The organism is Salinadaptatus halalkaliphilus (genome assembly GCF_006543045.1).
GTDB classification, from domain to species: domain Archaea; phylum Halobacteriota; class Halobacteria; order Halobacteriales; family Natrialbaceae; genus Salinadaptatus; species Salinadaptatus halalkaliphilus.
The window spans coordinates 1-22,830 of record NZ_RBZW01000025.1; the positions used below are offsets into that span (position 1 = coordinate 1).

23 protein-coding genes and 2 pseudogenes are annotated in these 22,830 nt (G+C 63.7%); 13 read left to right on the plus strand and 12 right to left on the minus strand.

The features are described 5' to 3' along the window. Window positions 1-97: 97 nt before the first annotated feature. Window positions 98-595 (plus strand): annotated as a pseudogene (locus D8Y22_RS23525) (IS6 family transposase); the annotation flags it as partial. Between the two features lie 578 nt (window positions 596-1,173). On the opposite strand, the gene D8Y22_RS23360 reads toward D8Y22_RS23525, so the two are convergent. From D8Y22_RS23360 to D8Y22_RS10880, 6 genes are all read right to left on the minus strand, one after another. Next, window positions 1,174-1,500: a DUF4395 family protein gene (locus tag D8Y22_RS23360; protein ID WP_141464785.1), complete on the minus strand. Its 327-nt coding sequence runs from the start codon at window positions 1,498-1,500 to the stop codon at window positions 1,174-1,176. 240 nt (window positions 1,501-1,740) lie between these two features. After that, entirely contained in the window at window positions 1,741-1,974 is a 234-nt protein-coding gene (locus D8Y22_RS10860; protein ID WP_141464732.1) for an HVO_2901 family zinc finger protein, read from the minus strand. A gap of 248 nt (window positions 1,975-2,222) precedes the next feature. Continuing rightward, window positions 2,223-3,638, minus strand: a complete 1,416-nt coding sequence (locus tag D8Y22_RS10865; RefSeq protein WP_141464733.1) for a class II fumarate hydratase — start codon at window positions 3,636-3,638, stop codon at window positions 2,223-2,225. Window positions 3,639-3,739: 101 nt separating this feature from the next. Next, entirely contained in the window at window positions 3,740-5,422 is a 1,683-nt protein-coding gene (locus tag D8Y22_RS10870) for a PH domain-containing protein (RefSeq protein ID WP_141464734.1), read from the minus strand. Window positions 5,423-5,450: 28 nt separating this feature from the next. Next, the gene (locus D8Y22_RS10875; RefSeq protein ID WP_141464735.1) at window positions 5,451-5,912 is read right to left on the minus strand and encodes a PH domain-containing protein; all 462 of its coding nucleotides are present in this window, start codon (window positions 5,910-5,912) and stop codon (window positions 5,451-5,453) included. A gap of 112 nt (window positions 5,913-6,024) precedes the next feature. Beyond that, window positions 6,025-6,276 (minus strand): BolA family protein, encoded by a 252-nt coding sequence (locus D8Y22_RS10880; RefSeq protein ID WP_141464736.1) that lies wholly within the window; start codon window positions 6,274-6,276, stop codon window positions 6,025-6,027. A 182-nt stretch (window positions 6,277-6,458) separates the two neighbouring features. On the opposite strand from D8Y22_RS10880, the gene D8Y22_RS10885 reads away from it, so the two are divergent. The 3 genes from D8Y22_RS10885 to D8Y22_RS10895 all read left to right on the plus strand — a co-directional run bounded on the left by D8Y22_RS10885 (window position 6,459) and on the right by D8Y22_RS10895 (window position 7,802). Further along, entirely contained in the window at window positions 6,459-6,899 is a 441-nt protein-coding gene (locus tag D8Y22_RS10885) for a hypothetical protein (protein ID WP_141464737.1), read from the plus strand. Then, entirely contained in the window at window positions 6,896-7,105 is a 210-nt protein-coding gene (locus D8Y22_RS10890) for a helix-turn-helix transcriptional regulator (RefSeq protein ID WP_141464738.1), read from the plus strand. Before D8Y22_RS10885 ends, D8Y22_RS10890 begins: the two co-directional genes overlap by 4 nt. 196 nt (window positions 7,106-7,301) lie before the next feature. After that, on the plus strand, window positions 7,302-7,802 hold the full coding sequence (locus D8Y22_RS10895; RefSeq protein WP_141464739.1) for a DUF7523 family protein: 501 nt from the start codon (window positions 7,302-7,304) through the stop codon (window positions 7,800-7,802). 73 nt (window positions 7,803-7,875) lie between these two features. On the opposite strand, the pseudogene D8Y22_RS23530 reads toward D8Y22_RS10895, so the two are convergent. After that, window positions 7,876-8,010: pseudogene (locus D8Y22_RS23530) on the minus strand (DUF7861 family protein); the annotation flags it as partial. Between the two features lie 124 nt (window positions 8,011-8,134). Here D8Y22_RS23530 and cysS point away from each other — a divergent pair. Beyond that, the gene (gene cysS / locus D8Y22_RS10905) at window positions 8,135-9,652 is read left to right on the plus strand and encodes a cysteine--tRNA ligase (RefSeq protein WP_141464740.1); all 1,518 of its coding nucleotides are present in this window, start codon (window positions 8,135-8,137) and stop codon (window positions 9,650-9,652) included. Window positions 9,653-9,743: 91 nt separating this feature from the next. Continuing rightward, window positions 9,744-10,502 (plus strand): DUF6517 family protein, encoded by a 759-nt coding sequence (locus D8Y22_RS10910; RefSeq protein ID WP_141464741.1) that lies wholly within the window; start codon window positions 9,744-9,746, stop codon window positions 10,500-10,502. A 21-nt stretch (window positions 10,503-10,523) separates the two neighbouring features. Here D8Y22_RS10910 and D8Y22_RS10915 read toward each other — a convergent pair whose 3' ends face one another. The 5 genes from D8Y22_RS10915 to D8Y22_RS10935 all read right to left on the minus strand — a co-directional run bounded on the left by D8Y22_RS10915 (window position 10,524) and on the right by D8Y22_RS10935 (window position 14,243). Next, on the minus strand, window positions 10,524-11,081 hold the full coding sequence (locus D8Y22_RS10915) for an HD domain-containing protein (RefSeq protein WP_141464742.1): 558 nt from the start codon (window positions 11,079-11,081) through the stop codon (window positions 10,524-10,526). 122 nt (window positions 11,082-11,203) lie between these two features. Then, window positions 11,204-12,244, minus strand: coding sequence for a presenilin family intramembrane aspartyl protease PSH (locus D8Y22_RS10920; protein ID WP_141464743.1), 1,041 nt, complete (start codon window positions 12,242-12,244; stop codon window positions 11,204-11,206). Between the two features lie 126 nt (window positions 12,245-12,370). Next, entirely contained in the window at window positions 12,371-12,622 is a 252-nt protein-coding gene (locus D8Y22_RS10925; RefSeq protein ID WP_141464744.1) for an H/ACA ribonucleoprotein complex subunit GAR1, read from the minus strand. After that, window positions 12,622-12,903 carry a signal recognition particle subunit SRP19 gene (srp19, locus tag D8Y22_RS10930; protein ID WP_141464745.1) on the minus strand — a complete coding sequence of 94 codons (282 nt, stop codon included), beginning with the start codon at window positions 12,901-12,903 and terminating at the stop codon, window positions 12,622-12,624. The genes D8Y22_RS10925 and srp19 overlap by 1 nt, the downstream gene beginning before the upstream one ends. Before the next feature lie 86 nt (window positions 12,904-12,989). Continuing rightward, on the minus strand, window positions 12,990-14,243 hold the full coding sequence (locus tag D8Y22_RS10935; protein ID WP_141464746.1) for a PGF-CTERM-anchored ABC transporter substrate-binding protein: 1,254 nt from the start codon (window positions 14,241-14,243) through the stop codon (window positions 12,990-12,992). A gap of 60 nt (window positions 14,244-14,303) precedes the next feature. On the opposite strand from D8Y22_RS10935, the gene btuC reads away from it, so the two are divergent. From btuC to D8Y22_RS10970, 7 genes are all read left to right on the plus strand, one after another. Further along, a complete protein-coding gene (btuC, locus tag D8Y22_RS10940; protein WP_141464747.1) occupies window positions 14,304-15,404 on the plus strand; it encodes a vitamin B12 ABC transporter permease BtuC in 1,101 nt (366 codons plus the stop codon). Beyond that, on the plus strand, window positions 15,401-16,909 hold the full coding sequence (locus D8Y22_RS10945) for a heme ABC transporter ATP-binding protein (protein WP_141464748.1): 1,509 nt from the start codon (window positions 15,401-15,403) through the stop codon (window positions 16,907-16,909). Before btuC ends, D8Y22_RS10945 begins: the two co-directional genes overlap by 4 nt. 254 nt (window positions 16,910-17,163) lie before the next feature. Continuing rightward, complete coding sequence (locus D8Y22_RS10950) at window positions 17,164-17,892, plus strand: creatininase family protein (RefSeq protein WP_141464749.1); 729 nt, start codon at window positions 17,164-17,166, stop codon at window positions 17,890-17,892. Continuing rightward, a complete protein-coding gene (locus D8Y22_RS10955; RefSeq protein WP_141464750.1) occupies window positions 17,889-18,587 on the plus strand; it encodes a class I SAM-dependent methyltransferase in 699 nt (232 codons plus the stop codon). The genes D8Y22_RS10950 and D8Y22_RS10955 overlap by 4 nt, the downstream gene beginning before the upstream one ends. A gap of 105 nt (window positions 18,588-18,692) precedes the next feature. Beyond that, entirely contained in the window at window positions 18,693-20,579 is a 1,887-nt protein-coding gene (gene gatE / locus D8Y22_RS10960; protein WP_141464751.1) for a Glu-tRNA(Gln) amidotransferase subunit GatE, read from the plus strand. 100 nt (window positions 20,580-20,679) lie between these two features. Then, window positions 20,680-21,336: an HTH domain-containing protein gene (locus D8Y22_RS10965; protein WP_141464752.1), complete on the plus strand. Its 657-nt coding sequence runs from the start codon at window positions 20,680-20,682 to the stop codon at window positions 21,334-21,336. Between the two features lie 171 nt (window positions 21,337-21,507). Further along, the gene (locus tag D8Y22_RS10970) at window positions 21,508-22,773 is read left to right on the plus strand and encodes a HEAT repeat domain-containing protein (RefSeq protein ID WP_141464753.1); all 1,266 of its coding nucleotides are present in this window, start codon (window positions 21,508-21,510) and stop codon (window positions 22,771-22,773) included. Window positions 22,774-22,830 lie beyond the last annotated feature (57 nt).

Consider the following 22,830-nt stretch of genomic DNA (forward strand, 5'->3'; position numbering starts at 1 on the left):
CCCTACGAAGAACTTCGTCGAGTCGTTAGCACCAATGAGATGATCTCACGGAGTCACGCTGTACCGGCTGTTGAGCCTTCGGGGTAAACACATACCAATTATTTTACTCGAGAATTGGGGTATCAAACGGAGTCACACAGCGATTCACAAATGGGTGTAGAAGGCAAATCTTCAGCCCAGAGGCGGTGAGAATCCGGATCGCGTTGCGGTCGATCAGAAGGCAATCCGAATCAACGATGAACAGTACTGGCTGTGCGCCACGGTTGATCCGGAAACCAATAGAATCACCCACTCGCGGTTGTTTCCGACGTATACAATCGCGATTGCGCGAGAGTTTCTCACCGAACTGGCCGAGATACACGATGTCAGAGACGCCGGGTTTCTCATCGATGACGCCGATGATCTCATCGGAGAACTCCGTCAAGAAGAGCTCAGCTACCGTGTTCAACTCCACGGATACAGGAATCAGGTCGAACGTGTCTTTCGTGAGATACAGCGACGTACCTCTTCATTCTCAAACTGTTTCAGCTACGCCAATCCGGCTACCGCAGAAACGTGGCTTCAAGCCCACGCCGTCTGGTGGAATTACGTCTAAGTTAACACCGCCCCTGACATAGGGGTGAAGTCTTTTAGAAGGTGAGGGCCCGGTATATCATATAGCGCTATACCGAACCGAGGTCGTGATACGTCCGAATCGTCCCAACGACTTCGACACCGTCACATACGCCGGCGATATCGCCGAGTTCTACGGGTTCCGCATCTCGAGGCCGAATTCTACCCCAGTCTCGGCATATGGCAGACTCAGCAGTATCGACTTTATGCTCTCGCCACAGTGTGACTTCCTCGTCGAAGGCGGAGAAAGGGGGCCCCAATATCGAGGTACAGAGCGGTATTATTCCGGTGAATTCGATGTGTTCTCTCGAGGCGACCGGAGGAACCAGGGCGGAAAAAGGGATCGCTCTCACCGGTAGACACTGAGATAGGTCCCACTCGAGAGTCGGCGTCGCCAACTACGTTATGGCCAATGACGAAATCGGGGATACGCGATTTGCACGGAGAAATTGAGGACAACGACGCAGACGCCATTCGACAGTTGAAAGCACCGGCTCATAATCCCGCCGAGTGTGACTTTATGACTCTACGGGCTGTGAGTGGTCCAAGTGATACTGATCCTCAATGAATTCCACGAGTCTCGAGAAACGACACCTGTCGATACATCCGATAGCCGAGGCAGAAACCGGTTGTCGCGGCCAGTCCTGCGAGGAGACCGACCAGTGCGGCGATCCCGAATCCAACCCCAGAGGTGTCGCCGACCAGCGCCAACGTAGCGAGTGCGGATCCGACTACACCGAGCAGTTTCGCGAACCGATGCGGTGCAGCGGTTTCGAGTTCGTCCCGTCGACCGACAATCGGAATCAAGAGCCGGTTCCATAGCAGCCGATACCATCGAGCTGCCAGTCGGAGACGACCGCAAGCCAGAGGATCGCTGCGACGGCATATACGAAGGCCGGTTCAGCCAACGCGACGCCGACGGGCAACAGCGTCGCGGAATTGATTGTCCGAAATAGGGCACTCGCTGATCGAGCCTCGAGGAGGTGGCTTCGCGGGAGTCGGAGTCCCCCGAATATTCCGACGTGGGGACCATGGTCACACGAGCCATACGTCGTCGTGCGCAAAGAGGCTGTAGTCAGGAAGGGCAACCAGTCGAAAAGCGAGAGAATGGTCGAATCGTCGACCGGGTCAGTGAGTCGCCGTCCGGACGTCTTCGACGCGATAGAGGTCCTCCTGAATACCCTCGCCCTCGCAGTCGTCCTTGGGACACTCGTAGTGCCACCCATCCTGGGTCGCATCACCTTCCCGGAATCGGTTACCACATACTTGACAGAGAAGTTGTCCTTTTGTGCACGTATCCCGGTGGAGTTCGAGGGCTAGTTCGGTCTGAAACGACTGGTTGCAGTTGCGACAGGTGTGCATATTTTGTCTGACGACAGCCTCCATCAAAACTGCTTGGGTTCTTTTATTCCGTCGTGAATGAGCGTGATTAGGCCCCTTTGTACGGATTTGACGGGCTCAATCACGGAAAAAAGAACGAAGGTGCTGGGTGGGTACTCGATATCGAGTATACGATAGGCCGTCAGATCGCTCGAGTACTGAGTCGTGAAAATACGCCACACGAACCAGTGACAGATTTTCGATGTGAGCGGTCCGGCTCGGGTGACCGGTCAGTCGTCCTGGCCGAGAATTCCGCGCTGGGCCATCTTGCGTGGATCGAGCACCTCGTCGGCTTCGTCCTCGTCGAGGTAGCCCTTCTCGAGGACGACCTCACGAACCGTCTTCTCCTCTTTGAGCGCGGTTTTTGCGACCTCGCTGGCCTTGTCGTAGCCGATGTGGACGTTCAGCGATGTCGCCATCGCCATCGACTGTTCGACCTGGTTCGCACAGAACTCCTCGTTGGCCTCGAGCGGGTCGACGAAGCGATCGGCGAAGACCTGGCTCGCGTTCGCGATGAGTTCGGCCGACTCAAGGAAGTTGTGGGCCAGCACGGGCTTGTAGAGGTTGAGGTCGATCTGGCCTTCAGCTGCGCCCGCGGAAACCGCGGCGTCGTTACCGACGACCTGCTTGTGGACCTGGTTGACGGCCTCGGCGACGACCGGGTTGATCTTGCCGGGCATGATCGAGGAGCCGGGCTGGTTCTCGGGCTGTTCGATCTCGCCGAGACCGTTTCGCGGTCCGGAGGCGAGCAGGCGGAGATCGTTGGCGATCTTGTTGAGCGAGCCCGCGACGACCCGCAAGGCGCCGTGGGCTTCGGACATGGCGTCGTGGGCGGCCTGGGCCTCGAAGTGGTTGTCGGCTTCGCGGAACTGGACGCCGGTCTCTTTGGTGATGTACTCGGCGGCGCGGCCGGGGAACTCCTCGTGGGTATTCAGACCCGTCCCAGTCGCCGTACCGCCCAACGCGAGTTCGGCGAGGTGTTCGCGAACCTTGTCGACTCGGGAGAGCCCTTTCTCGACTTGGGTGCGGTAGCCGCCGAACTCCTGACCGAGCGTGACCGGCGTCGCGTCCTGCAGGTGCGTTCGACCGGTCTTGACGACATCGTCGAACTCGTCTTCTTTGGCCTCGAGCGCTTCGCGGAGCGTATCGAGCGCCGGAATGACATCCTTTTCGACGGCCTCGAGGGAGGCGATGTGCATCGCGGTCGGGATGACGTCGTTGCTCGACTGGCCGTAGTTGACGTGGTCGTTGGGGTGGACGACGCGGTCGCCGATCTCGCTGCCCATGATCTCGGCCGCACGGTTGGCGATGACTTCGTTGGCGTTCATGTTCGAGGATGTCCCCGAGCCGGTCTGGAAGACATCGACCGGGAACTGGTCGTCGTGCTCGCCGGCGATGACCTCGTCGGCGGCCTCGACGATTGCCTCGGCGATCTCATCCTCGACGAGCCCGAGGTCGCGGTTTGCCTGTGCGGCGGCCTTCTTGACGACGCCGAGCCCGCGAACGAATCGCCGACTGAACGAGATGCCCGAGATGGGGAAGTTCTGGATCGCCCGCTGGGTCTGTGCACCCCAGTAGGCGTCTTTCGGTACCTGCATCTCGCCGAGACTGTCCTCCTCGATACGGTAGTCGTCTTCGTCTCCCATACGCGGTGGCTCGCGGTGGGTCAGGTAAAATCCACCGAAACGTTCGGCCCGCACGGACGACGGCGTCACGTGCCACAGTCGGCGATCTGAACAGACGGCGGTTACGTGAAGTCGACGGAGAGCCCGGCCTCACCCGCCGCGCGCTTTCGAAGCGCCGACTGGAGTCGCTTCCGGCTGGTTTCGTTGACGTCACGGCCGTCCTCGAGGGAGACGTCGTAAATCGTCGGGGCGGCCCAGACGAACGTCCGCGAACTCGCGGTGTCGACGACCACGGAGGCGAGTCCGAGTCGGCGCTGGAAGATCGACCGTCGGGTCGAGACCGTCTGGATCCGGTAGTAGGGAATGATCGTCGTCCGTCGCCGCCAGAACCCCCGGCGAACGACGAGGTGGTCCTCGCCGACGTAGTAGCCGAGGTTGACGTACCGCAGGTGTGCGGCCGGCGGTACCGCCGCGAAGGCGATTACGGCGAGATACCACCGCTCGAGGGGCGAGATCATCGAGAGTCCGAACGCGACCGCGACGATCGAACCCGCGATCAACGAGTACCGCGCGAGGTATCGACGTCGTGCAAGCGGCGGCGGTCGTTCGAACGACGGCGTCTCGACGCCGGTCAGATTTTCCGCGAATCCGTAGACGCGGTCGTGTTGGGCCAGCGGGACCGCCGATTGACTGCCGCCGTTACTGTCGGGCCCGTAACCGGCCGTCTCGACCCAGAGCCCCGCGTAGCCGATCAGTCGCTGGGCCGGGTTGTCGGTGGCCGTCACCGACTGGACCTTCTCGACTGGGACGGAGCCGCTGTAGCGCTGGAGCAGACCACGCTCGTAGACGAAGTCATCGCCGATGCGCCCGAGCTGGAAGTCGTAGTAGGTCGCGAACGTGTAGGCGACGCTGAGTAGGTACGTGATGACCAGGCCGTTGACGAACGAAACGATGGTGAAGATGCCGTAACTGCTGGTCGTCCCGGTCCCTAGATCCTCGGGGCCGCCGACCGGCTGAGACATCGCAAGCAGTATCTCGATGATCGTATCCGAGGCCAGAAAGAAGACGAACAGGACGGCAGCGACCGCGGCGGGTCGAAACGAGGTAAAGGAGTACAACAGCAGCTCTCGTGCCTCGAGGTCGAAGAGTGACCGCCGCTTCGGACCGGTCGGCTCGTCGAATGGCCGATCCCGATCGGGAACGGTATCACCCGCTCCAGCGCCGGGACCGAGCGGACCTGTCTCCGAGTCGGTAGCCGTAGTTTCCGTCGGTTCGACGACACCGCTCGAGTCGGGGGTCGCGTCGTCAGTCGCCGCGGTCTCGTCGCCAGTGTGATCGCCGGCCTGTTTGCGGCGCTGTTTGACCGCCGCGGTTCGCGTTCGGATCTCGTTTTGGAGTCGCGTCGCCTCGGCCTCGGAGACGAAGTTCAGCGAGGCTTCGGTGTCGCCGCCGCCGGCCGTTTCGATGGAGACGATAGCGAGGCCAAACAGCCGGTGAAAGACGCCCTGTTTGATGTCGACGTTCTGGACGCGGCCGTAGGGTATCTCGCGGGAGCGGCGGGCGATCACACCCGAGGCCACGTCGAACGTGTCGTCGGTGATCTGGTAGCCGAACCGGTAGTAGTAGGCGATTCCGTAGGCGACGCCGACGGCGAACCCGAGTGCGCCGACGACGGGAATCCAGGTCAGCGAGACGAACTCGAGGATAGTCGCGAGCCCGAACAGCAGAAAGATCGGGATCCAGAGCCAGAAAAAGCCGTACTGGATCGCGTAGACGACCGCGCTGAGTGAGTGGAGCCGGTTCATGGGTAGGGAGAATGGGTCCGGTTCATCGTTAGACGGCGTCGTCGGCCTCGCTCTCGACGGCGAGTTCCCGAAGTGTATCTTGTAGATCGCGTGCGCGATCCGGCGTCAACCCGGGAATGCGGACATCGGCGTTTCGCGAACCGGCCGTGTAGACGACGACGCTCGAGAGCCCGAGCGCCCGCTCGATGGGCCCGAACTGGGTGTCGACGTGCTGGACGCGAACGAAGGGGACGGCCGTCTCGACGAAGGTGACGACACCGCGCTCGAGATAGAGGGCGTCGCCCTGCAGTTCGAACTGCCAGACCTGGTAGAGGCGGACGGCGTACGCGATACCGAGGACGAGGACGGCCGCGACGACGCCCCCGTAGGCCGCAGTCGGGATATCGACGAGCCACCGGTCGACGCCAGCGAGGACGAGGCCGACGAGGACGGCCGCGATGACGCCTTGCCCAATCCAGAGCAGTCGGATCCGTGGGTGCAGCGCTTCCATATGGGTATCCTATCAGGACTGAAGGATAAACCTGCGGTTCCCTGCTGGCGGTGAGAATCAGCTGGTGGTGACAAATCGGACACCGCCGTATCGATAGCGGGCGAGTGGCGAACTACTGCTGTTCGTCGTACTCCTCGGGCGTATACGTCGAGAGCTCGAGAGCGTGGATGTCGGTCGTCATGTGATCGCCGAGGGCGTCGTAGACCTGCTGGTGTTGCTGGACGAGCGGGCAGTCTTCGAACGTCGGCGAGACGACCGTCGCCGCCAGATGGTCGTCGTCGTGTTCGTCGCGAGCGTGGGTGACCGTCGCCTCGGCATCCTCGAGTTCGGATTCGATGCGATCTTCGACATCCTGTAGGTCCATATCCGGTCGAACGGACGCTCGAGGCAAAAGCGCCGCGGTCGCGGTGTCGAGTGGTGAAACTACGCTACCGCGAACTAGTCACCCTGACCGACAATCAAGAACGCTGTGAGACAGAGTTAAGTATGGATGTAACGTGTGCTTTACTGTAAAGGAGGCTTTCCACGCGCTCCTGGTGTCCACGCATGTCCGAACCGATCACCAGCGGCCGACAGCAACTCGAGCAGCGAAACCGATACCGACGGCTGATGAACGTCTCGCTCTGGGGTGGGATCGCCGGCCTGTTCGTCGCGACGCTGATTTGGGTCTTCGTACCCGACGATCTGATCGTCTTCGCCGGCGTCGGCGTCTACTGGCTCGGTTTCGTGGGATATCTCGCCATCTGGAAGGGGACCTGCGAAACGCTGTTCGACGAGCGAGAACAGGCGATGGAACTGAAAGCCAGCGGCCTGACGCTTGGCGTCCTCGCCTACGTCGTCGTCTTCGGTGTGCCCGGCATGGTCGTCCTGTCGGCGACCGGAACCTACACCGTTCCGTCAGCGATCTGGGACGCGCTCGTCGGCTACGTCGGCGTGTTCGTCCTCTTTGCGATCGCGTACACCTACGTCCAGTACACGCATTCATGAACAACGAGGTCAGAACCTATCGCGAAGCGGCCGACCTCAGCCAGGGCGACCTCGCGGCCGCCGTCGGCGTCTCGAGGCAGACGATCAACGCGATCGAACGCGAGCGGTACGATCCCTCGCTCGAGCTCGCGTTCGAACTGGCTGCCTACTTCGATTGTCAAATCGAGGATCTCTTCGAGCCAACTCTGAACGGCACGAACGAGTGATACGGATTACTGTACCGATTTACCGGCCTAGCCGCCCGGGTCGCGGGTGAGCGGAACTGACGTACAGTAAACCGTATGAGACGGTTTGCTGTAGCCAGGCCGTACGAGCCGACGTTGTCGGTATTTTCCCGTCTCCGTTCCCGTCGTAACTGCCGGAGTCCGGGCGTTTATATCGGCCGGCTCCGGTGTCCCGGACATGTCGTTAGCCGCCGATACCCGGCAGGCACTCGAGGAGTATCCGTTCTTGCAGACGGCACTGCGCGCCGATGTCGTAAACTACACCGCCGCGGCTCGGTTCCTCTCGGTCGACGGCGACACCGACGCCGTCGCGACTGCCCTCCGCCGGTATGCTGAGGAGCTGCCCCCCTACGACTGCGAGTCTCGCGATGTCCGCGTGCGCATGGAGAGCGGGTTCGGTCGTCTCGAGAACGGGACGAACGGCGAGGCGTTCCTCCGGGCCGGTACCGCCGTCTTCGGCCCGACTGGCGGCGATCTCACTGTGATCGTCGCGACGGGCGAGGTCGACTCGAACGCGCTTACGGCCGTGCTCTTGCGAGTACACAGCCAGGAGGTGACGCCGGTCGCGGCGGGCGTCAGCGAGGACGCCCTAATCGTCGTCGTCGATCACCTCGAAGGAGCGACGGCGCTGCGGGCGATCGAGAACGCGCTCGAGACCGTCGTAGCCTCGCATCACTGAGACGGATTACTGTACCGATTTACCGGCGCACCCGCCGCCCGGGTCGCGGGTGCGCCGGAAATGACGTACAGTAAACCGTATCACCGTCGTCGGTTTCGACGGTGACCACACAGTGTCCGTCCCGGTCCTCGACTTCCCGGATCGTGCCGACAGACCACCGGTCGCGATCGTGGGTCGGTTGTCGAGCGTGGATGCGGTCGTGGGCCACGGTCGTACGACGGGTGCCAACACCGTATAGTTCTCCCTACGGCCAGCCGCCGTCTACCGGGTCGCGCCTGTGGAAACGCGGCTATTGACAGCGTTTAACTACGGGCCGGCGGTAGACGTACGTAATGACCCTACACGTGACGAACACGTTGACGGGCGAGACCGAGCCGTTCGAGCCACAGGACCCCGAGAATGTCTTACTCTACTACTGTGGCCTCACGGTGTCGGATCCGCCCCACCTGGGCCACGCACGGTCGTGGGTCCACGTCGACGTCATGCACCGCTGGCTCGAGTATCTGGGCTACGACGTGCGCCACGTCGAGAACTTCACCGATATCAACGAGAAAATCGTCGCCCGCGTTGGCGAAGACGATCTCGGCGAGGACGAGGCCGCCGTCGCCGAGACCTACATCGAGCGCACGCTCGCTGATATGCGTTCGCTCAACCTCCTCCGAGCGGAGGTCTACCCACGGGTCTCCGAGCACGTCCCCGAAATCGTCGACCTCGTCGAGACGTTGATCGAGAAGGACTACGCCTACGAGGCAAACGGCTCGGTCTACTTCGATGTCACGAGTTTCGACGACTACGGGAAACTCTCGAATCAGGACGTCGAGGAGATCGAATCCCAGGGCGATCCCGACGAGCGATCCGAGAAGCGCCACCCCGCCGACTTCGCACTCTGGAAGGCGGACGGTGTCGACGTGGACGCGATCGACGAACACCACCACGAGGGCGCCGCAGATCCCGAACACGCCTGCGGAACTGCCCAGACGTGGGACTCCCCGTGGGGCGAGGGTCGTCCCGGCTGGCACATCGAGTGCTCGGCGATGAGCATGACCCACCTCGGCGAGACGCTCGATATCCACGTCGGGGGCCGGGATCTGGTCTTTCCCCATCACGAAAACGAGATCGCCCAGTCCGAGGCCGCGACCGACCGATCCTTTGCCAACTACTGGCTGCACTGCGAACTGTTCCAGATGGACGACGAGAAGATGTCCTCGAGTCTGGGCAACTTCGTCACCGTCTCCCGGGCCGTCGAACAGTGGAATACCAACGTCTTGCGGACGTTTCTCACCGCTGGCTCCTACAACAGCAAGCAACTCTACTCCGACGAGACGATCGCCGAAGCCCGCGAACGCTGGGACCAACTCGAGCGCGCCTACGACGCGGCCGTCGAGAGCCTCGATTCTCCGGACGCGCGAACGAAAGTGGAAGACGAGTCCCTGCGGTCGGCCGTCGACCGCGCTCGCGAGCGGTTCGTCGCGGCGATGAACGACGACTTCAACACCCGCGAGGCGCAATCGGCGCTGCTACAGGTTGCGACGGCGATCAACACCCATCTCGAGGGGGGCCCGACCGACGACCGCGGCGAGTCGTTCGACGAGAATGGCTACGATTACCGAGGTCTCAGGAGCGCCGTCGAGGCCCTCGAGGAACTCGGCGACGTGCTCGGTCTCTCCTTCGCCGGCGAGACGACCGGCAGCGCGGATCTAGCTGGCGATGTCGTCGAACTCGTCCTCGACGTGCGCGAGCAGGAACGCGACGCCGGTAACTACGAACGGGCCGACGAACTGCGCGACGAACTCGAGGGGCTCGGCGTCGAAGTGCAAGATACCGACGAAGGGCCAAGCTACCGGTTATAGCGTCCGTCAAATCGCGAACAACGTCGCCGTCGTTCCCTCACCGGCTGCAGCCGGGCCCGGTGTTTTTACCCTCAACTGTGGTCGAACACCTATGAGCCGACCGCGATGCGATCGTGACGGGGCCGCTGGCTCGCGACGCGATCAGGGACTCGCCAGTCGACGGCGGTTGCTGTCGGCACTCGCAGCCGGGGGACTCACAGCGACGGCTGGCTGTCTCGAGGACGCCGTCGAGAGCGTGACCTCATATTCGGCCGCGCCGGCGGTCGTCTCGCCGGCAGTCGTCGAGGACACCGGCTACGAGTATCACGACACTGCGGCCCGCGTCGACACCGAGACGGTGGCGGGGGCGTCGGTCGAAATTACCTACTACGTGAGTTCCTACGTTCGAACGATCGAGATCCCGATTCTCGGTATCGACTCCCTCGAGGTCGGTCTATTCGGCGTGCTCTCGACGCCGGACGTCAGCGTCGCCGGCCGGGAGTTCAACCCGCTCGCGGACGCGAGTCGCGACGAACTGGTCGATCAGGTCCAACAGGAGGGCGTCGATCTCGAGATCGGCGACGCCGCTGGAAACCGTACCGTCACGGGACTCGGCGAAGAGATCGCCGTCGACACCTTCGAAGGCACCGCGTCGTTCGAGGGCCAGGACGAACTCGAGGTGTTTCTCGACATCGCCCAAGTGTATCACGACGGCGACTACCTCGTGATCGTCGGCGGGACGCCCGACGACGACCGACTCGATACCGAGGCGGAACGCGAGCGCGTCGATACCATGATCGGCGGGATCGAGCACGGCGACGATGTCGACGTAGCGACCGACGAAGACGCGGCATCGAACGGCGATCGCTGAGGGGAGCTCGAGCGGAGCAACTTAGGCCTCGAGTTCGGCCAGTAACGTGTGTGCTCGATCTCGAAACTGCTCGCGGACATCGTCGATCGAATCCGCCCGAAGGTCGTAGGCGCGATCCGGCGGGTCCGGCGCCCACGAGGCATCTGCGAGGAGGAGATCCGCCTCGTAGGCCAACAACCGGTCGTCGGCGGCCATCACGCGGTCCCACTCGGATTCGGTCGGTGCCTCGAGATCGAACGCCGTCCACACCGCCCGGAGAATTCGGTCTTCGACGCGTTCGAACGCCTCGAACTCGGCTTTGATCGGGCGAGGAACGTCGCCAACGTAGGCCTCGCCGGCGTCGTGAAAGAGACCGAGCAACTGTAGTCGGGGGGCGTCGGCCGGCAGCTCCCGGCTGACGTGAATGGAGTGGTGGGCGACGCTGTAGAACTGGGTGCAGTGGCCGCCAAACCGACAGGTGTGTGCAAGCCCCGCGGCGATATCCTCGAGGCGGACATCACGCGGCGCTGGATCGAAGACGTCGAACGGATGGCCCGTGTAGGTCTCGATCCGAGCAGTTCGATCAGGAGAGCCGGACATCGTGCTACGCACAACGATTCGATTCGACGATAATAACCGTCCCGGTGGCGAGCGGATCGTCGGTGGAAGTGGCGTTTCCAAACGGTGGCCGTCGGAACTCGAGTGCCCGCGTTCGAGGCCCGTTACAATCCGAGTGCCGTCGCGAGCGAGAGGCCACTGGCGAGCGCGCCGACGAGGTAGCCGCCGATCGCACCGCCGTTGAGCAGTGGCAACCCGGCGTGGGCGCGGCCCTCGAGCACCATGTACATGAGCACGAGGAGGCCGGCGATCGTGCCAATCAGCGCGCCGAGGGCGGGGACGTTGAGCAACAGGCCGGGGACCTCGAGCGCGCCGGCATCGAGGAAGAAGGCCGCGCTCACGACGAGGATCGAGGGGATGACGGCGTCGCCGAGACCGATGTAGAGCGCGTCCCGGTCGAACGAGCGCTCGTCGTCCCCCACCGACTCAGCATCCGTCGTCGCCCCCGCGGACGCATCGGCAGGAGAGCTACCGTCGGCTGCCGAGTCGGTTTCGGCGGGTGCGAGTTCCTCGTCGCCCATCCCGCCGTCGGACTGGCCACTCGAGAGGTAGGAGTACGACAGCGAGGTCGGGACGATGAGGATGACAGGTATCTTGAGGTCCATGACGCCCTCCGCGAGGTCGAGCATGTGTTCGGTGCCGTAGACACTGATGGCGTCGTAGATCGCGAGAGCGGTAAGCAACAGGAGTGCGGGCAACAACCCGAAACTGATGCCAAACAGCGCCGCCGCGCCGGCCCCCATCAACACCCCCGAGAGGTCGATGACGTACCACTCCGGATAGACGAGCAAGGCGAGGCCGACGATCAGCGCCCCCAGGACGGCGAGGACGTTCGCGCCGCCGACCGTGACCGCGGGCGGGACGAGTTCGGTGAAGACGAACCACGAGAGCATCACGCTCACGCCGACGATCAACCCTCGGATCGTCCACTGGAGGTCGTACTTGAACGCCGCGAGCATGAACGCGGTCGCGACGAGGATGATCCCGAAGTAGACGGCACTGTTGGTCGGGTTCTGGGGATCGTCGACGGCCTGGCGGTCCGACTCGTAAAACGGCTCGATCAGCGCCAGCGAGCCGAACTGCACGCCGAGAAAGAGAAGCACGGTAAAGCCGACAGCGGCGAAAACCCGAATGCGGTCGTTCATGCCCCGCCGTTTGGGCGTGGCTGTTATGGGTGTTTTCCTCTCGATCTGCAGGCTCGAGACGGGACGGCGACTCGTCGTGACGCCCGCTGCAAACGGCGACTCGTCGTGACGCCCGCTTCGATGTCCCTACCGCGCGTACAGCGTCGAGCCGACCAGCGACGGCAGGTGAACCCCTTCGGGTGTCACCGCCAAATACGGACGATCGGCCGGGCCGAAGACGTCGACAACGCGACCGACCTCCTCGAGGGAGTCGTCGAGTACCATCGTTCCAATTTCGTTCCGAAGCGTGTCGCTATCGACGCCGTCCTCGCCCGGCTCGTCGACCCGCAGTATCGCGAGCCCCTGGGCCGTCCGGACGACGGATCCAACGCGACGCATCACTCCCGGATCGCGACGACGTACGCCGCGACCGCCTGGACGAGGTCGTTTTTCGTCGAATCGTCGGCCCCGCGGACGACCACACGGCCGCGATCGGCCCACGGCTCCCGCGAGTAGGTTTTGTCCCGTTCGACTACGGCGTCGTAGCCGATCTGCTGGACGGCTTTCGCGATCTCGTCGACCGTCGGCTCGTCGACGGCCAGATCTGCCGGTACGCGCCGTCCCTCCGCCCGTGAGAGGGTCGCATCGAGATAGGCGGGCCAGATGACGTTCTCGACCATACGAACACTGCGGGGGCCGCCGAGTAAACGCTTTTCAAAATGGGACGAACCACTCGAGTGACACGCCGGCCCGGTCGCCGCTGGTTCTATCGACCGGCTCGGACGCCGATCGCGACTCGAGTGACGACGAGCGTGATTCCGACGAGCGCGGTGGCGAGTCCGAATCCGGGCATCGAATCGAACCCGTCGCTTTCGCCGTCGGTCGCGCTTTCATCGTCGGCTGGGTCGCCATCGTCGGTACTCCCGCTTTCGCTCTCGCCGTCGGCGGCGTCGCTCTCGGTGCCGTCGCCAAGGCCGTTGTCCACACCGTACTCCTCGTCGACTGCCTCGAGGTCGCTTTCGATCTCGTCGTAAACGTCCGGGTGGACAGTTTCGACGAGGTGGTCGACGACGGAGACGATTCCAGGCGCAGGCTGGCTCATCGCATTGTCGTCGACTGCCACGACGTTGCCTTCCTCGAAGGCGGTCGTCGTCTCGATGCTCTCGACGATCGGCGGTTCGTCCACCCAGTCCGGGTAGATGATCCACTCGGGATCTTCATCGACGACGACTTCGGCGCTGATCTCCTGCCAGCCCTCGATACCGGCGCGTTCGGCGACGTTTTCGAGCCCTGCGGCGTCGAGGACTTCGTGCTGGAACGTGTCCGTGCCGGGCGTCGTTCCCTCGTCGTCGCTGACGTAGTAGGCCAGGGGATCGTCTTCCTCGGCGAGCGCGTCGTCGACGACCTCGAGGCGGTCGTCCATCCAGGCGATCGATTCGTCGGCGCCGCTGCACTCGCCGGTGAATTCGCCGGTCGCCTCGACGTTCTCGCGCACGTCGTCGATCGACATCGCTCTCTCGTGGACGTAGGCCGTAATGCCGGCGTCCTCAAGTTGCTCGATGAGGGCTTCTTCACTCATCGCGATATTACCGGCGATAACGACATCGGGATCGAGTGCGACGATCTCCTCGGCGACCGGCGTGACGCCGTCGTCGGCGCTGATATCGGTCTGGTCGTCGACCTCGAGCGAGTCGGTAAATGGGCCGATCGGCATTCCGACGATGCGGTCCTCGGCACCGATCTGGAAGGCTAACTGGGCGTCACCCGGATAGAGGGCGACGACCTCGTCGGGTTCGTCCTCGAGGGTTACGGTCTCGCCGCGCGCGTCGGTTCGCTCGAGGGGGTACTCGCAGGTCGCGTCGGATTGGCTGGTGCTGATCGACGTTCGATCAGTCGTCGGTTCGGTTGCCGTCTGACTCCCCGCCACAGTCGAATCTGCGGTCGCGACGGCACCGAGGGGAGCCACACAGAGCGAACCGACCACCAGTACACAGAGCAGTATCGAACGGAGTCTTCGCATTGTTGTGTCCCACCACTCACTTCAACAAATATTTGACTACTGCAACCGGGATTGTACTGTATGTACGCGCCAGTTCGAACGCTTTCGTGGTCGGTCGGACTGGCGGTCGTCCTCGTCGGCGTCATGATCGCCAGCGCGGCACTCGGCCCCGTCAGGATCGATCCAACCGTCGTCGCCATGGCGATCCTGAACGCCATCGTCGTCCCGACTGGGGTCGTTTTCGACGGCTCGGTCACGATCCCCGGCCTCGAGTGGGGGCTCCCGGTTCCCGGCCTCGAGTACGCGTCCGTCTTCAAATTCGCGGTCCCAGACACCCACCAGACGATCGTCGGGGATATCCGACTCCCGCGAATCGCGCTCGCGGCGGTCGTCGGCTTCGCGCTCGCGGCGGCGGGGACGGTGATGCAGGGATTTTTCCGTAATCCGCTTGCCGATCCGTCGATCATCGGCGTCTCCTCGGGCGCGGCTGCCGGCGCGGTCGCCGCGATCGCGTTTCCGACGTTGGTTCCCTTCGCCAGCCTCCACCTGTCGGCGTTCGTCGGCGCACTCGGTGCGGCGTTTCTCGTCTACGCCATCGCGACCGAAGGTGGTCGGACCCCCGTCGCGACGCTGTTGCTCGCGGGCGTCGCGATCCAGGCGTTTCTCGGCGCGATGATCTCCTACATGCTCGTCCACAGCGGCGACGACCTCCGGCAAGCCGTGTTGTGGATGATGGGGCGGCTCAACTACAGCACGTGGAGCGACGTCGGCTTCGCGTTGCCAGTCAGCCTCCTCGGTGTAACCGTCCTCTGTGCCTACACCCGGGAGTTGAACGTCCTTTTGCTTGGCGAGGAAGACGCTCACCATCTCGGCGTGAACGTCGAACGGACCAAGATCCTCCTGCTCGCACTCGCCAGCGTCGTCACCGCAGCCGGGGTCGCCGTGGCCGGCGTCATCGGCTTCGTCGGCCTCGTCGTCCCCCACATCATGCGCCTGATCGTCGGCCCGGATCACCGCATCCTGTTGCCCACAAGCGCGCTGGCTGGCGCTTCATTCCTGGTCGCAACCGATACGATCGCTCGAGCCGGCCCCGCCGAAGTCCCCGTCGGCATCGTCACGGCCGCCCTCGGCGCGCCGTTTTTCCTGTTCTTACTGACCCGCAAAGAGGTGCACTCGGTATGATCGGTACCGACGCTCCCCGCGCAACTGACGAGACGACAGACGATGAGTCGACCACGATCGACATCGAGGACGTTTCGCTATCGTTCGGCGACCACGACGTCCTCGAGGACGTCTCGATCGGCGTCGAATCCGGCGAGTTCGTCGGGCTCGTCGGCCCCAACGGCGCGGGGAAGACGACCCTGCTTCGAGCTATCAGCGGGGCCCTCGAGCCCGATACCGGTCGGATCGCGATCAACGGGACGGACGTTCACGAGGTCGGCTCACGAACCTCGAGTCGACTCGTGGCGGTCGTTCCACAGGATACGTCGCTGTCGTTTTCGTTTCCCGTCCGCGACGTGGTCGCGATGGGCCGCCATCCCCACCGCTCGCGGTTTTCGACACCGGACCAGCACGATCGCGAGGCCGTCGACGATGCCCTCGAGCGCACCCGAACGACCGACCTCGCGGAGCGCCCGATCGACGAGGTCAGCGGCGGCCAGCGCCAGCGCGTGGTGCTTGCGCGGGCGATCGCACAGGAGACGCCAGCGCTGTTGCTCGACGAACCCACCGCGAGTCTCGACATCAATCACCAGATCGAGACGCTCGAGCTCGTCCGGGAACTCCTCGCGGACGGACAGGCCGTCGTGGCGGCGATTCACGACCTCACGCTCGCGGCACGCTACTGCGATCGGCTGGCGTTGCTCGCCGACGGCGGCGTTCACAGCGTCGGTTCGCCCGCGGCGGTCCTCTCGACGGACGCGCTCTCGACGGCCTTCGACGCGACTGCAACTGTGACGACGAATCCCGTGACCGGAACGGAGACGGTGACCGCGTTGCCGAACGAATCGCTAGAGACGGATGTCCTGTCGTCGGTGGAATCGGACTCGAGCCAGTCGGCCGGCCAGTCCACCAGACAGGTATCCGGTCGGCCCTCCAATCCCCGAGTTCACGTCCTCGGATCGGGAACGACTGCTGCAGGCGCGTTGGCTCGACTCGAGACTGCCACCGTCGACCCTGCTGCCGATGATGAAGACGATGATCGCGAGTGTGGAGACGATGATCGCGGGGATGGCAACGGTGAGGACGCAGTGTCGGAGTCGGCCGCCCTCGAGGTGTCGGTCGGGCCCGTTGCACGCGGCAGCGTCGCGGCCGATCTCGCCGATCAGTTCGCCACTGACTCGGTGATCGTCAACCCGTTCACGGCGCTCTCGAGCGAGCACCGCGAGCGGATCGACGACTGGCTTCGGGCTGCAGACGTCGTCGTCCTCGCGGATGCGGATGGCGGCTCTCGAGATGGCCCGGGAGCGTTCCTCGAGCGACTGGAGACTGCCGATTCGTTCGTGCCCGAACACACCGTCGTGGTCACCGATCGGTCGTCGGTCGCGGATCGTGCCGTCGGCGACGGCGGCTCGGGGTGGCGGTACGATCAGTGTCGCGAACAGGGCTACGAGGCGACCGTCGAGACAGTTTTCGAGGCCGTCGGGGCGAGTCTCGAGGACCGAGTCGGTTCGGACCGACTCGAGTAGCGCTCGAGCGGCGGCGACGATCACCGTCCACGATTCGTTTTCGGAAATGTCGTACTGTGCTGGCGAGTGCTGTGTTCGTCGCTACGACGAGAGAGTGGTGTCGTTAGAACAGATAAATTGTATTTCAATATCCGATTGGCGAATGATGGCACAACTTCGGGATAGAGAGTACGACCCACTAGTCTTCCAGCTCGAGATTTCGTCGAGCGCCAGGATCGGTATCCCTTATGCGACATCGTGAGTAGCGACCGACGATGCACCTCGAGACGAGTACCTGGACCGATGTCGAAGACGCGACGCCGACGGTAGCACTGTTCCCCATCGGGAGCACGGAACAACACGGGCCACACGCACCCGTCGGTACGGACACGATCGTCGCCCGGGCAATGGCGACAGAGGCGGACCAGCGCAGCGATCTCGACTCGGTCGTCTTGCCGACGGTTCCTGTTGGGATCACGCCCTATCACGGTCACTTTCCGGGTACGCTATCAGTCTCTGCGGAGACGCTTCGACGGTACGTCCGAGACGTTCTGGACTCGCTGTCGGACTCGAGCATCGAGATCGTCGTGTTCGTCAATGGCCACGGCGGGAACGGTGGGACGCTCGGGAACCTGGCCCGCGACGTTGCCGACGACTCGACAGTCGACCTCGATGCGTTTCTCTGGGAGTGGATGCGCGCCGTCGACGACCACGTTGGCCACGCCGGCGAACTCGAGACCTCGGTGTTACTCCACCTCCGCCCAAACGATGTCGGCGAGCCAGTAGCCGGCGAGGCCGATGCCTGGGACGACACGGTCGACGGTGGAGTCCTCCATCAGTTCACCGACGACTTTAGCGAGAACGGCGCGGTTGGCGACGCGACCGACGCCTCAACCGAACAGGGTGAAGCGGTGTTCGAGACGGCCGTCGACGCGCTCGTCTCGTTTCTCGAGCGCGCCAGGGAGACGAAACGGCAATCGACCGAACGGGGTAACGACTCGTGACGGACGCACCCCGGTCCACCGAAGACGCGGACGCTGCTAACAGAGTCAAGAAGACCGTCCAAGCGTACTGGAACGGTCGCGCAGCGGAGTACGACGAGGACGGAATCTCCGGTATTCACACCACCGACCAGCGCGAGGCGTGGCTGTCCATGCTCCGGTCGCGGACGGGTGAGGGCGCTCGGCGCGTTCTCGATCTCGGCTGCGGAACGGGCACGGTCTCGTTGCTGCTGGCCGAACTGGGTCACGAGGTGACGGGTGTCGATCTCTCACCAGGGATGCTCGAGCGCGCTCGGAGAAAGGCCCAGGCGAGGGATCGAGCGGTCGAATTGCGCGTCGGTGACGCCGAGGCGCTCCCGTTCGCCGAGAACGCCTTCGACGTCGTCACGGCGCGTCACCTCATCTGGACGCTGCCCAACCCCGAGCGGGCGATCGCGGAGTGGCGTCGCGTCGTTCGCCCCGGCGGTCGACTCCTCCTCGTCGAGGGCTACTGGGACTTCGACGACGCCTGGGAGGGCTACCGCGAAATCCGTGACGACCTGCCGCTGTACGACGGCCGTCCGCCGGCGGAGTTGGTCGAGTTTCTCGCGTCCAGGGGGCTCGAGCAGACCGACGCGGAGCCGTTGATGGATTCGACGCTGTGGGGACAGAACCCACAACAGGAGCTGTACGTCGTGGCTGTCGACGTGCCGAACTAACGCTCCCGCGCCGTCGGCCATCCTCGGTGGCGAAGACGAGCACCAGCGGCCGGTGCCGACGCAGACTGAACGGTTTTTTACCCCTCCGTCACCGAGCACACCTCAATGAGTGCGAACGAGGAGACGGCCGATTTCGACTACGAAGCCCTCGGACTCGTCGCCGGGCTGGAGATCCACCAGCAACTCGATACGGCGACGAAACTGTTCTGTCAGTGTCCGACCGAGCTTCGCGACCCCGAAGCGGCGACGCGGACGTTCACCCGGTATCTCCACCCGACCCGGAGCGAACTGGGCGAACTGGACGACGCCGCCGTCGAGGAGAGCAAGGTCGACCGCGAGTTCGAGTACCTCGCCTACGACTCAACCTGTCTCGTCGAGGAAGACGACGAGCCACCCCACGAACTCGACGAGGAAGCCCTCGAGACGACCCTCGAGGTCGCCCAGCTGATGGCAATGGAGCCCGTCGATCAGGCCCACATCATGCGCAAGATCGTCGTCGACGGCTCGAACACGTCCGGCTTCCAGCGCTCGACGCTGATCGCGACCGACGGCGAGATCGAAACGAGTGAGGGTACGGTCGGCATCGAGGACCTCCTGCTCGAGGAGGAGAGCGCCCAGCGAGTCGCAGAGATCGACGACGGCGTCCGCTACAGCCTCGACCGTCTCGGCATCCCGCTGGTCGAAATCGGGACGAAACCGGACATCTCGAGCCCCGAACAGGCCCTCGAGGCGGCCGAACGAATTGGAATGCTCCTGCGATCGACCGGGAAGGTCAAACGCGGACTGGGGACGATCCGCCAGGACGTCAACGTCTCGATCGAGGAGGGGGCTCGCGTCGAGATCAAGGGCGTCCAGAGTCTCGACGACATCGACGACATCGTCCGCAACGAGGTCGCCCGGCAGGCCACGCTCGTCAAGATCGCGGACGAACTGACCGAGTGCGAGGCCGCGGTCGGGGACCGACAGGACGTGACCGACGTCTTCGAGGAGACCGACAGTGGCGTTATCGCGGGCGCGTTGGGTGATGGTGGGTCGGTGATGGCCGTCCCACTCTATGGCTTCGACGGCGTCGTCGGCCGGGAGATCGCGCCCGACCGCCGCCTGGGAACCGAGCTCTCCGATCACGCCAAGCGCCACGGTGCCGGCGGTATCTTCCATACCGACGAGCTACCGGCCTACGGTGTCACCGCGGACGAAGTCGAGGCCCTCCGCGAGGCCGTCGGCGTCGATCCCGAAGACGCCGTCGCCATCGTCGCCGACGAGACCGAGGTGGCCGACGCCGCGATCGAAGCGGCGGGCGAACGCGCCGAGACCGCCCTCGAGGGCGTGCCAGAAGAGACTCGCGGTGCGAACGACGACGGGACCACCCGCTATCTGCGACCGTTGCCCGGTGCGGCGCGGATGTATCCCGAGACTGACGTGCCGCCGGTCGAACCCGATCCGAGCGACGTGCCCGAACCCGAACTGCTCACCGAGAAGGTCGAGCGCTATCAGGACGAGTACGACCTGAGTTCGGGACTTGCCGAACAGGTCGCCTACGGTAAGTACATGCCCCTGTTCGAGGATGTCGTCGCCGACGGCATCGATCCGACGCTTGCTGCCAGCACGCTCGAGTCGACGCTGACCGAACTCCGCCGGGACGATGTCGATGTCGAGACCCTCACTCGACAGCATCTCGAGGACGTACTCGGACTGGTCGACGACGGTGAGCTCCCCAACGAAGGCGTTACGGACCTGCTGACCGCACTGGCGACAGACCCCGACCGGACAGCCCAGGAGGCAGCCGAGGAGGCCGACCTCGGTGGCGCCGACGAGGACGAGGTTCGAGACGCCATCATCGATGTCGTCGAACGAAACGAAGCGCAGGTCGAGGAGGAAGGTATGCAGGCTTTCTCGGGTCTCATGGGCGAGTGTATGGGAGCCCTCCGGGGCAAAGCCGACGGCGACCTCGTCAGCGAACTGCTGCGCGAGGAGATTCAAAAACGCTCCTGAACGCGACGACCCGCCCGGTCGTCTCGGAACGCCGAAGGCGAATTCTGAGCCATCGACAACGTTTATTAGCAGTGCCGTTGGCCACTCCCATGATTACCCCATGAGTGATGTCTCATCCGAAACAACGGTCGTCTGCCACGTTCGTGCGCCGTTACTACTCGAGCCGATCGACCGCCAGGTCGAAACGCTGCAGGCCTGCGAGTCCGAGGGGACGATCGACGAACTACTGCTTCGAAGTTGGCCCAAGGAAGTGGCTCGTTCGGAGTCGAGTGCCCACCAGGAGGTCCTCGAGCTCTACGATCGGTTCTCGGCGTGGGCTCGAGAGCGTGGCGTGAGCATCGCGCCACCGTTTACCGAGCGCTCGAGTACGTCCCAGATAACGGGTGAGACGACCGAGTTACTCGTGACGCCGCTGTTGTGTCTCGAAGTGTATGCCGGCGACGACTTGGTCGGCGTCTACCCCCACTCTGCGGGCGAAGAAACGTACACGGCCAACGAAGTCATCGCGGCGCTTCGAACGGGAACGGTGCCGACACCGCTCGGGAAGGCAACCGAAGACGTGGCATCGGTGGCCGACGACTGTCCGGCGTGTGGCGGGGAACTCGTCGACGGACAGGGGTTGTTCGCCTGTAGCGATTGTGGGTGGATCGCCACGATGACGCCGTCGGGCGAACTCGCCGACCGATCCGAGGCCAGTGCCGACGATCGGTCCGGGACGGATACCGACCTCGAGGCGGCGGTCGACAATATCGACTGATCGCCAGTTGCCCGAGACATGGTCCGAGCGGACGACCTCGAGACGGAGAGCCGTTCCTTTCGTGAGTATCCGACGGCAACTCGATTATCAGGGCCCAAATTATTATGTCGGACTGAACTAATTTGAAGACGAGACCGTCACAGACGGGGAGGGGAACGCCTGATCGCCAGCATGCTAGACGACGATACGACATTTCTGTACGACCTCGCACGAAATTCCGAGGAGCTGCAACTCATCGAGTATCTCACAGGCGCGGAGAAACCGATGATTCGCCACCGTGCAGCGGAGCTGCTCGGTGGACTCACGACGGGAACCTCGCCCGAGGTCCAAGAGCGGATTACGCGGGCACTGCATCGAACGGCAAAGGCCGACGATAGCGACGCCGTGCGTGCAGCCGCGATCGATGCCCTCTACCTCCGTAACGAGGATTCGCTCGAAAGCCTGATCGATGCCGTCACGGAGGGTGATATCGACGACACACCGGCGTGGATGAGAACCGAGCGGGTAACCGACTGGCTCGAGAGCGACCACGCGGAGTTGCGACTGATCGCCGCGGCGGCGCTCGGTCGAATTGGTGATCGAGCCGCTACCGAGCCACTCGTGGGCGTCTTCGACGATCCCGACGTCCGCGTTCGAGCGCGGGCGGTGCAGTCGTGCGGGCAGCTCGGCGATCCCCGCTGTGTCGACGCTCTCGCAGCACGGCTGACCGACGGGCACGATCAGGTGCGGCGCGAAGCTGCGGCTGCTCTGGCCTCGATCGGGACCGAATCCGCGTTGCAGGCGCTTGCACCCGCGGCACGCTCCGATAGCGAAGCGGTTCGCCGGATCGCTCTCGGTGAACTCGGTCGGTTCGAGACGCTCGAGCCGCTTCCGTTGCTCCTCGAGGGTCTGGACGATTCGGACGAACTCGTCCGACGAACGGCGACACGATCGTTGCTCGAGTTGCTCGCGAACGCGCCATCGGACAGCAGTCATGACGTTCGAAACGAAGTCGCATCCGCGGTGATGTCCGCGACGCCACCGGATCTCGTCTCGCAACTGCTGACCATTCTCGGGGGAAACCAGCCGGACTACATCCGCCGCAACGCGACGTGGCTGCTCGGCCAGGTCGTCGATAGCGAGACGGCACGTCTCCAGGATGCCCAGACGACTCTCGTCGAGGCGCTCGACGATCCGGACGACATCACCGCGAAGTTTGCGATGTCGACGCTGTCGGAACTCGAGGGAGCGAATCTCCTCGTCCGATTGCGCCGGTACGCCGAGCGCGACGATATCTCGGCGGCCGCCCGTTCCAGGGCCGAGTTCGTCTGCCAGAAACTCGAGGGGAGCCCGTCCCGAACGGCCGTCACGAACGCCGTCGAGGTAACGTACGTGAGCGATCCGGCCGACTATACGGCGAAAAAACGCGAGCGAGATATCGAATCGGCCGACGAATGACGACGACCGAGAACTGATCAATGGTATATCGCTGGAACTGTAATCGGTGTGAGTTCG